General features: G+C 69.7%; 14 protein-coding genes. 12 read left to right on the forward strand and 2 right to left on the reverse strand.

Annotated elements, in window-relative coordinates:
* Positions 1–122 precede the first annotated feature (122 nt).
* The 12 genes from GPA03_RS14760 to GPA03_RS14815 all read left to right on the forward strand — a co-directional run bounded on the left by GPA03_RS14760 (position 123) and on the right by GPA03_RS14815 (position 11,759).
* Positions 123–806 (forward strand): histidine phosphatase family protein, encoded by a 684-nt coding sequence (locus GPA03_RS14760; protein ID WP_156252793.1) that lies wholly within the window; start codon positions 123–125, stop codon positions 804–806.
* 123 nt (positions 807–929) lie between these two features.
* Entirely contained in the window at positions 930–2,897 is a 1,968-nt protein-coding gene (locus GPA03_RS14765; protein WP_206673580.1) for a BCCT family transporter, read from the forward strand.
* A gap of 54 nt (positions 2,898–2,951) precedes the next feature.
* Positions 2,952–3,995 carry a LacI family DNA-binding transcriptional regulator gene (locus tag GPA03_RS14770; protein ID WP_156252794.1) on the forward strand — a complete coding sequence of 348 codons (1,044 nt, stop codon included), beginning with the start codon at positions 2,952–2,954 and terminating at the stop codon, positions 3,993–3,995.
* A gap of 136 nt (positions 3,996–4,131) precedes the next feature.
* Positions 4,132–5,364 (forward strand): sugar ABC transporter substrate-binding protein, encoded by a 1,233-nt coding sequence (locus GPA03_RS14775; RefSeq protein WP_156252795.1) that lies wholly within the window; start codon positions 4,132–4,134, stop codon positions 5,362–5,364.
* The gene (locus tag GPA03_RS14780; protein WP_156252796.1) at positions 5,357–6,325 is read left to right on the forward strand and encodes a carbohydrate ABC transporter permease; all 969 of its coding nucleotides are present in this window, start codon (positions 5,357–5,359) and stop codon (positions 6,323–6,325) included. Before GPA03_RS14775 ends, GPA03_RS14780 begins: the two co-directional genes overlap by 8 nt.
* 15 nt (positions 6,326–6,340) lie before the next feature.
* Positions 6,341–7,216, forward strand: a complete 876-nt coding sequence (locus GPA03_RS14785; RefSeq protein WP_156252797.1) for a carbohydrate ABC transporter permease — start codon at positions 6,341–6,343, stop codon at positions 7,214–7,216.
* A gap of 71 nt (positions 7,217–7,287) precedes the next feature.
* A complete protein-coding gene (locus tag GPA03_RS14790) occupies positions 7,288–8,109 on the forward strand; it encodes a ThuA domain-containing protein (RefSeq protein WP_156252798.1) in 822 nt (273 codons plus the stop codon).
* On the forward strand, positions 8,106–9,215 hold the full coding sequence (locus GPA03_RS14795; RefSeq protein WP_156252799.1) for a Gfo/Idh/MocA family protein: 1,110 nt from the start codon (positions 8,106–8,108) through the stop codon (positions 9,213–9,215). Before GPA03_RS14790 ends, GPA03_RS14795 begins: the two co-directional genes overlap by 4 nt.
* Before the next feature lie 118 nt (positions 9,216–9,333).
* Positions 9,334–9,816 carry a hypothetical protein gene (locus GPA03_RS14800; protein WP_156252800.1) on the forward strand — a complete coding sequence of 161 codons (483 nt, stop codon included), beginning with the start codon at positions 9,334–9,336 and terminating at the stop codon, positions 9,814–9,816.
* A 50-nt stretch (positions 9,817–9,866) separates the two neighbouring features.
* Positions 9,867–10,256: a hypothetical protein gene (locus tag GPA03_RS14805; RefSeq protein WP_206673581.1), complete on the forward strand. Its 390-nt coding sequence runs from the start codon at positions 9,867–9,869 to the stop codon at positions 10,254–10,256.
* On the forward strand, positions 10,253–10,900 hold the full coding sequence (locus GPA03_RS14810) for a vWA domain-containing protein (protein WP_156252801.1): 648 nt from the start codon (positions 10,253–10,255) through the stop codon (positions 10,898–10,900). Before GPA03_RS14805 ends, GPA03_RS14810 begins: the two co-directional genes overlap by 4 nt.
* Before the next feature lie 4 nt (positions 10,901–10,904).
* Positions 10,905–11,759, forward strand: a complete 855-nt coding sequence (locus GPA03_RS14815) for a DUF72 domain-containing protein (protein ID WP_156252802.1) — start codon at positions 10,905–10,907, stop codon at positions 11,757–11,759.
* On the opposite strand, the gene GPA03_RS14820 is transcribed toward GPA03_RS14815, so the two are convergent.
* Positions 11,743–12,627 (reverse strand): carbohydrate ABC transporter permease, encoded by an 885-nt coding sequence (locus GPA03_RS14820; protein ID WP_156252803.1) that lies wholly within the window; start codon positions 12,625–12,627, stop codon positions 11,743–11,745. The two genes, GPA03_RS14815 and GPA03_RS14820, sit on opposite strands and share 17 nt — an antisense overlap.
* Positions 12,624–13,496: a carbohydrate ABC transporter permease gene (locus GPA03_RS14825; RefSeq protein WP_156252804.1), complete on the reverse strand. Its 873-nt coding sequence runs from the start codon at positions 13,494–13,496 to the stop codon at positions 12,624–12,626. The genes GPA03_RS14820 and GPA03_RS14825 overlap by 4 nt, the downstream gene beginning before the upstream one ends.
* Positions 13,497–13,501: the final 5 nt, after the last annotated feature.

A 13,501-nucleotide genomic window follows, 5' to 3' on the forward strand; every position in this document is an offset into this window, starting at 1 on the left:
ATCGCGCTTGCGGACGCCCCCGGGTAGCCGGCAGGCGACGCTGGGATGAACTCCTCGAGCGCTCCACGGCATCACGGGGCTCCGGCGCCCGGGTCACCCTGCGCGCGGCTTATGGTCGAGGTATGCGCATGCTCCTGATCCGCCACGGCCAGACCCCGAGCAACGTTCTCGGGGCCCTCGACACCGCGGCTCCGGGTGCCGGGCTGACCGCCCTGGGCCAGACCCAGGCCCAGGCGGTCCCGACGGCGCTGGCGGCTGAGCGCATCGCTGGCATCTACGTCTCGGGCCTGGTGCGCACGCATCTGACGGCGGAGCCTCTCGCCGCCGTCACCGGCCTCACTCCTCGAGCGCACGAGGGTCTCAACGAGATCGCCGCCGGCGCCTTCGAGATGCGACGCGATCCCGAGGCGGTCCACGCCTACGTCGACTGCGCCGAGCGGTGGGCCCGCGGTGAGCTCGACGTCACGCTGCCGGGCGGCGAGTCCGGGCACGAGTTCCGGCACCGCTACGAGCAGGCGCTGCGCGCCGTCGCCCTCAACCACCCAGAGGACGCCACGGTCGCCGTGGTGAGCCACGGTGCGGCGATCAGGGTCTACGCGGCCATCGCCCTCGCGCACGACCCCGCCGCCGTCGAGAACCGCAGCCTGAACAACACGGGCATGGTCACCCTGGAGGGTCACCTCGACAGCGGCTTCGCGCTCCGCGACTGGGTCGAGCACCCGGTCGGGGGCGCGCACCTGACCGGCGACACCGAGCACGACGTCACCGCCGACCCGGACGCTGCCCCTCAGGGCGTCAGCGCCTGAGGCGACGCACGACATCGAGGTCGGTGGTCCGGTCGAGGGCGACGGCTGACCGGATTCCTCTACGGTGGCTGGGTAGGTGATCGACGACTGCTCGGCTCGCCAGCCGGGCGGGAAGGACGACCCGTGACCTCAACGCCGCCCGACTCGACGACCGCTGTCGATGACGATCGCTCCGGTCCGCGGCGTGAGAGATCGCTGGTCTTCAAGCCGGTGTTCATCCCGGCGTCGATCGCGATCTTCGGGCTGATCGCGGCCACGATCGTCTTCTCGCGGGTGGCAGGTGACGCGCTGGAGGATGCGACCACGCGCCTCAACGACGCGATCACCAACGGTGTCGGCTGGTGGTACGTCATCGCCGTCAACATCTTCCTCGTGTTCGCGCTCTACTGCGCCTTCTCCCGCGTGGGCCTCATCAGGCTCGGGCGCGACGGCGAGTCGCCCGAGTTCGGTGCGGTGCCGTGGTTCTTGATGCTGTTCAGCGCGGGCATGGGCATCGGCCTGGTGTTCTTCGGGGTGGCGGAGCCGCTCAGCCACTACGTGGCGCCGCCGGAGGCGTTCGGCAACTCCCCGCAGTCCGACGCCGCGGGCCGGGAGTCGGTCGGGCTTATGATGCTCCAGTGGGGGCTGCACCCCTGGGCGATCTACGCCGTCGTCGGCCTCGGACTCGCGTACATGTCCTTCCGCCGCGGCCGGCCGCTGGCTGTGCGGTGGCTGCTGGAGCCGCTGATCGGCCGCCAGCGCGTCGAGGGCTGGATGGGCCACGTGGTGGACACGGTCGCCATCGTCGGCACGCTGTTCGGGGTCGCGACATCCTTCGGCTTCGGCGTCACGCAGATCATGGGCGGCCTGGAGTTCATGGGGTGGGCGCAGCGGTCGAACCCGCTGATCATCGGGCTCATCGCCGTCGTCACCGCGCTCGCGGTGTGGTCCGTGGTCTCTGGTGTCCACAAGGGCCTGAAGTGGCTGTCGAACTTCAACATGTCGGTCGCCGCGCTGCTCGCTCTCGTGGTCTTCCTGGTGGGGCCCACGATCTTCCTGCTCAAGGCGATGGTCGAGAACGGCGGCACCTACCTTGCGTTGCTGCCGCAGACCATGTTCCACACCGGCCCGTTCGCCACCGACGGCTGGGAGGGCGCGTGGACGATCGCCTACTGGGGCTGGTGGACGAGCTGGGCGCCGTTCGTCGGCATGTTCATCGCCCGGATCTCGCGCGGGCGCACGATCCGCGAGTTCGTCGTCGGTGTGCTCCTTGCCCCCACGATGGCGAGCCTGCTGTGGTTCACGATCTTCGGCGACTCCGCCATCCTGCGGCAGCGCGAGCACGGTGACATGCTGGTGCAGGATCCCGAGAGCGGGGAGATGGTCGTCAACAGCGACACGGCGCTGTTCCAGTTCTTCGAGTCCTTCCCCGGCATCATGCCGATCATCCTCAGCGTCGTCGCGATGCTCGTCATCGTGATGTTCTTCGTGACGTCCTCCGACTCCGGCTCGCTCGTCATCGACATGCTCGCCAGCGGAGGCAGCACCCAGACCTCGCGGCTGACCCGGGTCTACTGGGGCTGTCTGGAGGGGGTCGCCGCCGCGGTGCTGCTCGTCGTCGGTGGCAGCGTGGCCCTGACGGCGTTGCAGACGATGGCGATATCCACGGCCGCCCCGTTCTCGGTGATCCTGGTGCTCGCGTGCGTCTCGTTGCTGCGTGCGTTCCGGCACGAGGTCGCGGCGATGCCGAGCTTCATCCAGCTGCTCCCGCAGACGCAGCAGGCCGAGCGGCCGGCGGCAGCGCCAGCGGCCTCGGGTGCCCGCCGTGGCGGTGGTTTCGGCGCCCTCTCGACCACGCTCGACGGGTTCGCTCCCACCTCCAACGGGGAGTTTCCCGAGTCGGAGTCGCAGATCATCTCCTACCGTTCCCTCAGCAACAGCGCCGTGGCGTTCGATCCGGCGACCGGCGATCCCCAGGTCGTCGACGTCGTCGAGGACCCGTTGGCGGGCGAAACGTTCGAGACCCCGGAGTTCGAGTCCTCGCAGGAGTTCCTCGACCAGGGCGGGCAGCCGGTCGAGACCGAGTCGGAGCCGTCAGCGGGCGAGCGGTAGCTCCCCAGGCCGATCCATTGCGCGCGAGCTCGAGGACAGCTAGCCTGTCCATCGATGCGTATCGACGAGGATGCTGCGCCGACAGCTCGCCGCCGCCCGGCGCCGACGAGCAAGGATGTCGCGCGCGTCGCCGGCGTCTCGCAGAGCACGGTCTCCTACGTGATGAGCGGCAAGCGCCCGATCTCCGCCGCGACCCGGCAGCTGGTCCTCGACGCGATCGATCAGCTCACCTACGAACCGCACGCGGGGGCTCGAGCGCTGGCGGGCCACCGCACCAACGTGGTCGGGCTGATGATGCCGTTGCCGGACCCCGAGTCGGCGGGCGGGCTGATGGCCTTCACCGAGGAGATCGCCCTCAACGCGCGCAAGCACGACTACGACGTGCTGATGCTGACGGCCGCGGAAGGCCCGAAGGCGTTGGCGCGGGTGCAGCGGCGGGCGATGTGCGATGCCGCGATCGTCATGGAGATCGCCACCGACGACCCGCGGGCGCCGCTCGCCCGCGAGCTGGCGATGCCGGTGATCTTCATCGGTGTGCCCGACGACCGCGACGGCCTGCACTGCATCGACTTCGACTTCGAGACCGCTGCGGAGCTGCTCGTCGACGAGCTGGCCGACGTCGAGTGCCAGGAGATCTCGGTGCTGGGCTGGTCGGCCGAGCGCGTCGCCCAGAAGATGAACTACGTGCCGCGGTTCCGCGAGCGCGCGGAGGCACGCGCGCGCAGCCGCGGCATCGCGATGCGCTGGATCAGCGCACCTCACACGCGGGCGGGTGTCGACGACTATCTCGACGGCGTTCTCGCCGACGGCGACCGCCGCCCCGGGCTGCTCACCGTCCACAGTCCGCACGAGGTCGGTGCCGCGCTGCAGCAGCGCGGTCTCGTCCCCGGCCGCGACCTCGACCTGGTGTCGCTGTGCACCGACGCCGAGGCCGAGGTCCAACCCGTTCCGCCCACAGCGGTGTCCACCCAGCCGCGCGACGTGTCGCGACTGGCGATGTCATGGCTGTTCGACCTGCTCGACGGGGACATCCCCGCAGAGCTGCGTCTGGTGGAGGCGCGCCTGACCCGGCGCGGCTCCGTCCGTCACGCCGGCTGACCGCTGGTGTCCCTTGTCCGTCCCCGACACCCTCACAACATCGATGCGTATCGACAGTCTTCAACGATCCGCCTCGGGAACGACCCCGAGGCGGCCGCGTCCACGAAGCCGTGGACAAGAAAGGGAGGAACTCGACATGCCGAAGCCCACCAGGTCCCGAGGCCTGATCGCCGCAGCCGCGGCCGCGCCACTGCTTCTCCTCGCGGCGTGCGGAGGAGGTGATGGCGGGGGCGGCACCGGCGACGGCGGGGTCACCGAGCTGCACGTGCTGGACTACTACAACACCGATCCCAACAAGTCGGCCTGGCAGGGTGTGCTCGACGGATGCGCCGACGAGATCGGCGTCAGTCTCAACCGTGAGACCGTCCCTGGCAATGACCTCATCGCGAAGGTGCTCCAGATGAGCTCCTCCCGCACGTTGCCCGACGTCTTGATGCTCGACAACCCCGAGGTCCAGCAGATCGCCGACAGCGGTGCACTGGCGCCGCTCTCGCAGTTCGGCCTGGACCCCGGCGGCATCACCGAGGAGGTGCTCGCGGCGTCGACGTACGACGGCGAGCTGTACGCGCTGCAGCCGGTCACCAACACGATCGCGCTGTTCTACAACACGGCGATGCTCGAGGAGGCCGGCGTCGAGCCGCCGACCACCTGGGACGAGCTGAAGGCGGCGGCCGCCACGCTGACCGAGGGTGACCGCTACGGCATGGCGCTGTCGGCGATCAACACCTACGAGGGCACGTGGCAGTTCCTGCCGTTCATGTGGTCCAACGGTGGCGACGAGGCCGACATCGCCACCCCGGAGGTCGCCGGAGCGCTCCAGCTCTGGAAGGACCTGCTCGACGCAGGCTCGATGTCGCAGTCGGTGGTCACCTGGTCCCAGGGGGACGTAGCCGACCAGTTCTCCGGCGGCAACGCGGCCATGATGATCAACGGCCCGTGGAACTTCGGCACCCTCGAGGCGGTCGAGGGGCTGAACTACGGCATCGTCCCGATCCCCGTGCCGGAGGCCGGCGGCACCACAGTCTCTCCGTTCGGCGGTGAGGCGTGGGCCGTCCCGCAGACCGGTGACGAGGCGCGGATGGAGAAGGCAGCCGAGTTCGTGCAGTGCCTGGTCGGCGAGGAGGCAGTGGTCGCGGCCGCCGTCGGGACCAACACGGTGCCGACCGACCCGGCCCTCGCCCCCGATGTCATCGCGCAGGTGCCGAGCCTCGAGTCGTTCGCGGTCCAGGTGCCCGACCTGCGCTCCCGGACGGGCAAGCTCGGCGCCGAGTGGCCGGCCCAGGCGACTGCGATCTACGAAGCCGTCCAGAACGCGCTCGTGGGTGGCATGAGCCCGGAGGACGCGCTCGACCAGGCGCAGAATGGCTGAGAGCCGCTCAGTCGCGACGGCGACCGGTCCCTCCGGCGGGCTGGCCCCGCCGCGGCCCGGTCGCCGTCGGAGGCGCCCGGTCGCGCGGCACCGTGTGGTCCAGGCCGCGTTCCTGGTGCCCGCGATCGTCTACATGCTGCTCTTCTTCGGCTACCCGGTGGTCAAGAACCTCGTCATGGGCTTCCAGGAGTACACGACGCGGACGTTCTACACCGGCGAGGCGCCCTGGGTCGGCCTGGCGAACTACGCGACCGCGATCTCGGACCCGGTGTTCGACCGGGCGCTGCTCAACACCGGGCTCTTCACGGTGGGTTCGATCGCCGGGCAGTTCACGATCGGGCTGCTGATCGCGCTGTTCTTCCACAAGCGCTTCCTGCTCTCGGGCGTGCTGCGGTCGCTGCTGCTGCTGCCGTGGTTGATCCCGATGATCGCGGCCTCGGCTGTGTGGCGGTGGATCCTCGACACCGACAACGGCGTGCTGAACCGCACGCTGGGACTGCTGCCGTTCGTCGACGGCCGGCCCGCCTGGCTGACGTCGACCTCGTTGGCTCTGGTCGCCGTCATCGTGGTGAACATCTGGCTCGGGATCCCCTTCAACGCGACCATCCTGTACGGCGGTCTGCAGGAGATCCCGGAGGAGCTCTACGAGGCAGGGTCGCTCGACGGCGCGACCGGCGCACGAGCCTTCTGGTGCATCACGTGGCCGCAGCTGCGCGGCGTGGTGACCGTCGTCCTGGTGCTGGGTGTCGTCTACACCTTGAAGGTGCTCGACGTCATCCTGGGACTGACCAACGGTGGGCCGGCCAACGCCACCCAGACGATCTCGACGTTCTCGTACCACATGTCGTTCCGCGAGTTCGACTTCGGGGTGGGTGCCGCGCTGGGCAACATCCTCGTGGTGATCTCGCTCGTGTTCGCCGTCGTCTACCTGCGCGTCAATCGTCGCGCGGTGGACGAGTAGAGGCAGGAGGCCACCATGACTGCCGTTCCGATCACCCGGCGGGCGCCCACGCGCGTTGCCCGCCGCGCCGCGACCTCGCGGCCCCCACGACGCCTCGGCCACACGATCCTGGGTGTCGTCATCATCGCCATCATGCTGTTCCCGCTGTACTGGATGCTCAACGTCTCGCTGCAGCCGGCGGGCAATGCCGCGGCCACTCCGTGGCTCCCGTTCGACTTCTCGCTGCGCGGCTACGAGACGGCGATCGCCGAGCAGGGCGGCAACCTGCTCACCAGCCTCATCGTCAGCCTGGGCGCCGTCGTGCTCAGCCTCGCCATCGCGGCGCCTGCTGCCTACGCGCTGGCTCACTTCCGCTTCGGCACGTGGGTGAGCGTGCTCCTGTTCGCGGTGCTCACCACGCAGATGGTCCCCGGCATCGTCGTCGCCAACGCGTTGTACAGCGCCTACAGCGACCTGGGTCTGCTGAACACCTACGGCGGGCTGATCCTGGCCGACTCCGCAGCAGGGATCCCGTTCTCGATCATCTTGATGCGAGCCTTCATGATGGGCATTCCCGCATCGATCATCGAGGCGGCCTATGTCGACGGCGCCGGTCCGATTCGCGCGTTCCTGGCGGTCGTGCTGCCCATCAGCAGGAACGCACTCATCACCTCGGCGCTGTTCACGTTCCTGTTCGCGTGGGGCGACTTCCTGTTCGCCCTGACGCTGACGACGACGGAGAGCATGCGCCCGATCACGCTGGGCCTGTACAGCTACATCGGCGGGTTCGTCAACGACTGGTCGCCGGTCATGGCGACCGCCGTACTCTCGTCGTTGCCGGCCATCGCGCTGCTGATCGTCGCCCAGCGCTACGTCGCCGCTGGCGTCACAGGAGGCGCCGTCAAGTCCTGAGCACGCGAACCATCGAGCACCGACCGACCCCGATCATCCACATCACCCACCACCTCGAGGAGAGCACCACCATGACCGATCCGATCCGCATCCTGGTCTGGGGCGAGAACCGCCACGAGCAGCTGGAGCCGAGTGTCGCCGAGCGATACCCGGACGGCATGCACGGCGCCATCGCGCAGGGGATCGAGGCGAACCTCGGCGAGCGCGCCCGGGTCCGCACCACCACGATGGACCAGCCGGAGCACGGGCTCACGGAGGAGGTGCTCGCCGACACCGACGTGCTGATCTGGTGGGGCCACGCCGCGCACGGCGAGGTCTCCGACGAGGTCGTCGAGCGCGCGCACCGGCACGTGCTGGAGGGGATGGGCCTGATCGTCCTGCACTCCGGGCACTGGTCGAAGCTCTTCATGAAGCTGATGGGCACGACCTGCACGCTGCGCTGGCGAGCCGAGCACGACCGCGAGCTCGTCTGGACCGTGGATCCCACGCACCCCATCGCCCAGGGCATCCCCAACCCGATGATCATCGACGAGGACGAGATGTACGGGGAGTTCTTCGACATCCCCACGCCCGACGAGCTGGTCTTCATCTCCTCCTTCACCGGCGGCGAGGTGTTCCGTTCCGGCTGCACCTTCAAGCGGGGCCACGGGAAGATCTTCTATTTCCGCCCCGGCGACCAGGAGTACCCGACCTACTTCCACGAGGGCGTCCGCAGGGTCATCTCGAACGCCGCCGAGTGGGCCGTCACGCTGCGTCCCGAGCGCGAGATCCCCACGTTGCTGCGCTACCGCACCGGCGAGTTCTACGTGGGCGCCGACTACGAGGGTGCGTTGAGTCCCGAGGCTGCCGCGGCGCAGGCGGAGCTCGAGGCCGAGCAGGCCAGCGGCGAATGAGCGAGCCGCTACGCATCCTCCAGGTCGGCGCCGGCGGCATGGGCCGGGCGTGGTTGAGCACGATCGCGGCTAACCCTGACGCCGTGCTCGTCGGGCTGGTCGACCTCGATCTCGACGTCGCGCGGGCGGCCCTGGCCGCTGCGCCGGGCGGGCTCGCCGACGGCGATGTCGCGGTGGGCACCGACCTCGGCGAGATGCTGGCCACGACGCAGGCGAGCGCCGTCGTCGATGTCGCGATCCCGATCGCGCACCACTCGATCACGACGGCGGCGCTGTTCGCCGGACTCGACGTGCTGGGTGAGAAGCCCGTCACCGAGACCGTGGCCGAGGCGCTCTCCCTGGTCGCGGCCACACAGGTGACGGGGCGGCGGTTCGTGGTCAGCCAGTCCCGCCGCTTCAACCAGCAGGCGTTCCAGCTCCGTGCCTACTCCCGTGCGCTGGGCTCCTCCGGTTCGCTCGCGTGCGAGTTCTTCAAGGCACCGCACTTCGGTGGGTTCCGTGAGGAGATGCCGCAGCCGCTCCTCGTGGACATGGCGATCCATCAGTTCGACCTCGCTCGGTTCGTGCTCGACGCCGACCCGGTCGCCGTGTATGCCGAGTCCTTCAACCCGCCGTGGAGCTGGTACGCCGGCGACGCCTCGGCGGTCGCGACGTTCGAGATGAGCGACGGCTCCCGCTTCAGCTACACCGGCTGCTGGTGCGCACCGGGGCTGGAGACATCCTGGAACGGGTCCTGGCGGCTCTCGGCCGAGAAGGGTGCGGCGACCTGGGACGGTGACCATGCGCCGTCGTACGACGCGGGCGGCGATCTCGCGGTACCGCAGGAGGCCGACCCCGGCCGGGAGCTCGCCGGATCGCTCGCCGCGTTCGTGGCAGGGATTCGCGAGCGCGCGCCGATGATGTGCGAGGCCGCCGACAACGTGCTGAGCCTCGCGATGGTCGAGGCGGCCGTGGCATCGGCGGAGACAGGAGTGCGCGTGAGTATCGACGAGGTGCTCGAGCGCGCCCACGAGGTGGCGCTCGCGTCGGAGTCCCGTGACGACGTCCGCGCTGCTCTGGTGGGCTGGCCCTCGGTACGGGAGGGTCTCGCGCTCTCGACCGCCTGAGGTGCGCCGGGTGTGGCAGGCGCGGGCCGCGCGTCACACCCGGCCGCGCTCACTCGTGGGGCAGAGGGCGCGACTCATGGACGAGCCCGCGGGGTGCCATCTCGGCTTAGAGTGGAGCATGACGACCTGGGCGCGACGAACGAGCGGGGTGGTCGCTGCCGCTCTGCTGATGCTCGGCCTGGCCGCCTGCCAGGAACCCGATCAGGGCCGGAGCCCGGAGCCGGGCGAGGGCGACGCCACCACGCTCACACCCACGGACGAGGCGACCGAGGACCCGACGAGCGAGACCTCGGAGCCTGACGGGTCGCCGTCGGGAGACATGGACGAGCGCGTCGAGGCGGCGGTGACGGATCTGGCGCAGCAGCTCGACGTCGACCCGGCCGCCATCACGCCCGGTGAGCTCGAGGAGGTCACCTGGAGCGACGGCTCGATCGGCTGCCCGGAGCCCGACCAGATGTACACGCAGGCGCTCGTGCCCGGCGCCCGGCTGATCCTCACGGTCGACGGCACCGAGTACGCCTACCACGGCGAGGGGGACGGGCCGCTGTTCTACTGCCAGAACCCGGTCGAGCCCGCACCGTCCGACGAAGCCACCGCCTGAGCGCTGGCAGCACTTCGTGCGGAGCCGCAGTTTCTGCGGTACGGTGGGTCATGCCCCTCGACCCCACCACCCTCGCGGCGATCCGCGGCGCGCTCGACGACGCCGAGCGGGCCGGTGCCGACCGGATTGCGGACGCGCTGCCGCGGCTGCGTGACGCCGCCGATCGGCTGACCGAGCTGCTCGACGCCTCGATGGCGCAGGCCGTGCTGGAGGAGGGTGACAGCCTGCGTGCCGCCGGCCAGAAGGCCGGGCTGAGCGAGAACGCCGTCGGGCCGCGTCTGGCTCGGACCCCGGCGCTCGCGGCGTACGCCAACGCCGATGGCCGTGTCACCGCGGCCGGTGTCGAGAGGGCGCGCTACGACCTGGAGACAGGGACGCCACGCGCGCCCGCCCACCCACCGAAGCCGATGCGCTTCACACCACGAAGGAGGACGCCATGACCCGTCCCGATCTCACCCACCTGTACTTCCTGCTCGACCGCTCCGGGTCGATGCAGTCGATCAAGGCCGACACCGAGGGCGGGTTCGCTGCCTTCATCGACGAGCAGGCGCGCAGCGCGGCGACGAGCGAGTGCCGTGTGACGCTCGCGCAGTTCGACAACACCTACGACCTCGTCTACTCCGACATCCCGCTCAGCGACGTGCCGCCGCTCGACCTCGCGCCGCGCGGCAGCACGGCGCTGCTGGACGCGATGGGCACGCTTATCACCGAGGCGGGCGCGAAGCTCGCTGCGCTTCCCGAGGAGGAGCGCCCGGGCACCGTCGTGGTCGCCGTCATGACCGACGGTCATGAGAACGCCTCCAGGGAGTGGACGCACGCGGCGATCAAGTCCCTGGTCGAGCAGCAGACCGAGCAGTACCGCTGGCAGTTCATGTACATGGGCGCCGACCAGGACGCGATCGAGGTCGGTCGTTCCATCGGGGTGAGCGCCGAGCACGCGGTCACCTACGGTCGGGGCAAGGCGCGTGAGGCGATGGCGGCGACGTCGGCCAAGGTCGCAGGCCTGCGTGCCGCGCGTGCGGTCAACCCGGCGGCGATGGCCGATGCCTACTCGCAGTCCGAGCGCGACGACCTCGCGCGCTGACACCATGACCGACATCCGGACCGGTGTCTCGGGCTGGCGCTACCCGGGCTGGCGCGGTGTCTTCTACCCGCCCGGGCTGCGCCAGCGTGACGAGCTCTCCTACCTGTCCGAGCGCATGGCGACCGTCGAGGTCAACGGATCGTTCTACTCGCTGCAACGCCCCAGCAGCTGGCGCTCCTGGGCCGCGCAGGTGGCCGACGGCACGGTGATGGCGGTCAAGGGGCCGCGCTTCATCACGCACATGTTGAGGCTGCGGGATGCTCGCGAGGCGCTCGGCACCTTCTTCGCGAGCGGCCCGCTGCTGCTCGGCGACCTCACCGGGCCGTTCCTGTGGCAGCTGCCCGCCCGCGACGCGTTCGAGCCCGAGCGGCTCGAGGCGTTCTTCGCGTTGCTGCCCCGCACGGAGCGCGAGGCGGCGCGTCTCGCCCGGGGTGGCCGGCTGGCCCAGATCGAGCGCTGGTCCGAGACCCCCTGGACCCGGGCAGCTCGCGCCGACCGGCCGCTGCGGCACGCGATCGAGGTACGCCACTCGTCGTATGAGGACGAGGCGTTCCTGGCGATGTGCCGCCGCCACGGGGTCGCCGTCGTCGTCTCCGACGGCGCCGGGCAGTGGCCCACGATCGACGCGGTCACGGCCGATCACGTGTACGTGCGGCTCCACGGCGGCGACGAGCTCTACACCAGCGGCTACTCGGCCACCGAGATCGAGGACTGGGCAGCCCGGGTGCGGGGCTGGGCGGCGCACGACGGCGTCGAGCAGGTCCTCGTGTACTTCGACAACGACGCCAAGGTCCACGCGCCGCGCGACGCGATCGCGCTCGCCGCTGTCCTCCCCGAGCGGCTCAGCGCACCCCGGTGATCCCGAGGCTGGAGGTGATCTGCTTCTGGAAGATGAGGAACAGGATCACCAGCGGCGCCAGCGCGAGCGTCGTCGCGGCCATCACGAGCGTCCAGTTGCCGTTGTACTGCGTCTGCAGGGCCGCCGTCGCGACCGTGATCACGTGCCACTCGGACTTCGGCGCGATCACCAGCGGCCACATGAAGTTGTTCCACTGGCTCACCACCGTGATGAGCAGCAAAGTCGCCAGGATCGGCTTGTTCATCGGGACCATGATCTGCCAGAGCCGTCGCATCACGCCGGCGCCGTCGATGCGGGCGGCGTCGAGCACGTCCGACGGCGTGGACCGGAAGTTCTCACGCAGCAGGAAGATCGCGTACGGGGACCCGAACATGAACGGCACCACGAGCCCGGCGAACGAGTTCTTCAGCCCGAGCGAGGTCATCATCGAGTACAGCGGGATGATCGTGACGACGGCGGGGATCATCAGCGTGGACACGTATACCCAGAAGATCGCGTCCCGCCCAGGGAACCTCAGCTGCGCGAACGCGTACGCCGCCAGGATCGACGTCATCATCTGCCCGAGCACCAGCACCAGCACCACCTGCGCGGTCACCGCGATCGGCACCACGAAGTCGTACCGCTCGCCGAACAGCGAGACGTAGTTCTCCACCGTGGCCGGGTCGGGCGCGGCGAGCGGGGAGCTGGTGTTGAACTGCTTCGGGGTCTTGAGCGAGGTCAGCACCGAGAACACGAACGGCGCGACCATCAGCAGCGCCGCCGCGAGCAGGAACGCGTACGTGAGCGCGTTGGCGAACAGGCGCGCGGCACCCGCCGAGCGCGTTGCGCTCGGCTGCCGGGACGCCGTCGGGGCTCGGTCGGTGCTCATGACATGTCGTAGGTGATGCGCTTGCGGAAGTAGCGCTGCTGGATCAGCGTGATCGCCACCAGCACCACGAACAGCACGACAGCCATGGCGCCTGCGCGGCCGAGCCGCAGCGCCACGAAGGCCTCGTCGTAGATGCGGGAGGCGATGACGTCGGTGGTGAACCGGGGGCCGCCGCCGGTCATGGCGTAGACCGAGTCGAACACCTGGAAGCTGGAGATGATCGAGGTGACCGTCACGAAGAACATCGTGGGCCGCAGCAGCGGCAGCGTGATCGACCAGAGCGTGCGGGCGGGGCCGGCGCCGTCGAGCTTCGCGGCCTCGTACACCGAGGTGGGGATCTGCTGCAGGCCGGCGAGGAAGAACAGCGAGATGTAGCCCACCGTCGACCACACCTGCACGAACGCGACCGAGGGCAGCGCGAGATCGACGTCCGCCAGCCACTGGATCCGCCGCCCCAGGATCGCGTTGAGGGCGCCGTTGGTGGGGTCGAGGATCCACCGCCACACCACCCCCAGCGCGAGCGGTGCGCACACCCACGGCAGCACGTACAGCACCCGCAACCAGCTGGTGCCCGGCAGTCGCCGGTTCACCGCGACGGCGAGCAGCAGCCCGATCGTGATCGAGGCCGGGATGGTCATCGCGGTGAAGAGCAGCGTGACCAGGAGCGAGTTGCGGAACCTGTCCCAGCCCAGGATGTAGGCGTAGTTCTCGAGGCCGTACCACTGCGGTGGGCTGATGAGGTTGTACTTCGTCAGGCTCAGTCCCAGCACCACGAGCACCGGCAGCAGCAGGAACACCCCGACCCCGATGAAGCTCGGGACGAGCATCAGGTAGCCGGCGCGCGCCTCGACCCGCTGCCGTGCGTTCATGCGCC

Origin of the sequence: Pseudactinotalea terrae, assembly GCF_009733845.1 — a bacterium.
GTDB lineage: Bacteria > Actinomycetota > Actinomycetes > Actinomycetales > Beutenbergiaceae > Pseudactinotalea > Pseudactinotalea terrae.

Bases quoted from the DNA above. Each gene is read 5' to 3' on its own strand.
- GPA03_RS14760 (WP_156252793.1), top strand. From the start codon at position 123: ATGCGCATGCTCCTGATCCGCCACGGCCAGACCCCGAGCAACGTTCTC.
- GPA03_RS14770 (WP_156252794.1), top strand. From the start codon at position 2,952: ATGCGTATCGACGAGGATGCTGCGCCGACAGCTCGCCGCCGCCCGGCG.
- GPA03_RS14775 (WP_156252795.1), top strand. From the start codon at position 4,132: ATGCCGAAGCCCACCAGGTCCCGAGGCCTGATCGCCGCAGCCGCGGCC.
- GPA03_RS14780 (WP_156252796.1), top strand. From the start codon at position 5,357: ATGGCTGAGAGCCGCTCAGTCGCGACGGCGACCGGTCCCTCCGGCGGG.
- GPA03_RS14785 (WP_156252797.1), top strand. From the start codon at position 6,341: ATGACTGCCGTTCCGATCACCCGGCGGGCGCCCACGCGCGTTGCCCGC.
- GPA03_RS14790 (WP_156252798.1), top strand. From the start codon at position 7,288: ATGACCGATCCGATCCGCATCCTGGTCTGGGGCGAGAACCGCCACGAG.
- GPA03_RS14795 (WP_156252799.1), top strand. From the start codon at position 8,106: ATGAGCGAGCCGCTACGCATCCTCCAGGTCGGCGCCGGCGGCATGGGC.
- GPA03_RS14800 (WP_156252800.1), top strand. From the start codon at position 9,334: ATGACGACCTGGGCGCGACGAACGAGCGGGGTGGTCGCTGCCGCTCTG.
- GPA03_RS14805 (WP_206673581.1), top strand. From the start codon at position 9,867: ATGCCCCTCGACCCCACCACCCTCGCGGCGATCCGCGGCGCGCTCGAC.
- GPA03_RS14810 (WP_156252801.1), top strand. From the start codon at position 10,253: ATGACCCGTCCCGATCTCACCCACCTGTACTTCCTGCTCGACCGCTCC.
- GPA03_RS14815 (WP_156252802.1), top strand. From the start codon at position 10,905: ATGACCGACATCCGGACCGGTGTCTCGGGCTGGCGCTACCCGGGCTGG.
- GPA03_RS14820 (WP_156252803.1), bottom strand. From the start codon at position 12,627: ATGAGCACCGACCGAGCCCCGACGGCGTCCCGGCAGCCGAGCGCAACG.
- GPA03_RS14825 (WP_156252804.1), bottom strand. From the start codon at position 13,496: ATGAACGCACGGCAGCGGGTCGAGGCGCGCGCCGGCTACCTGATGCTC.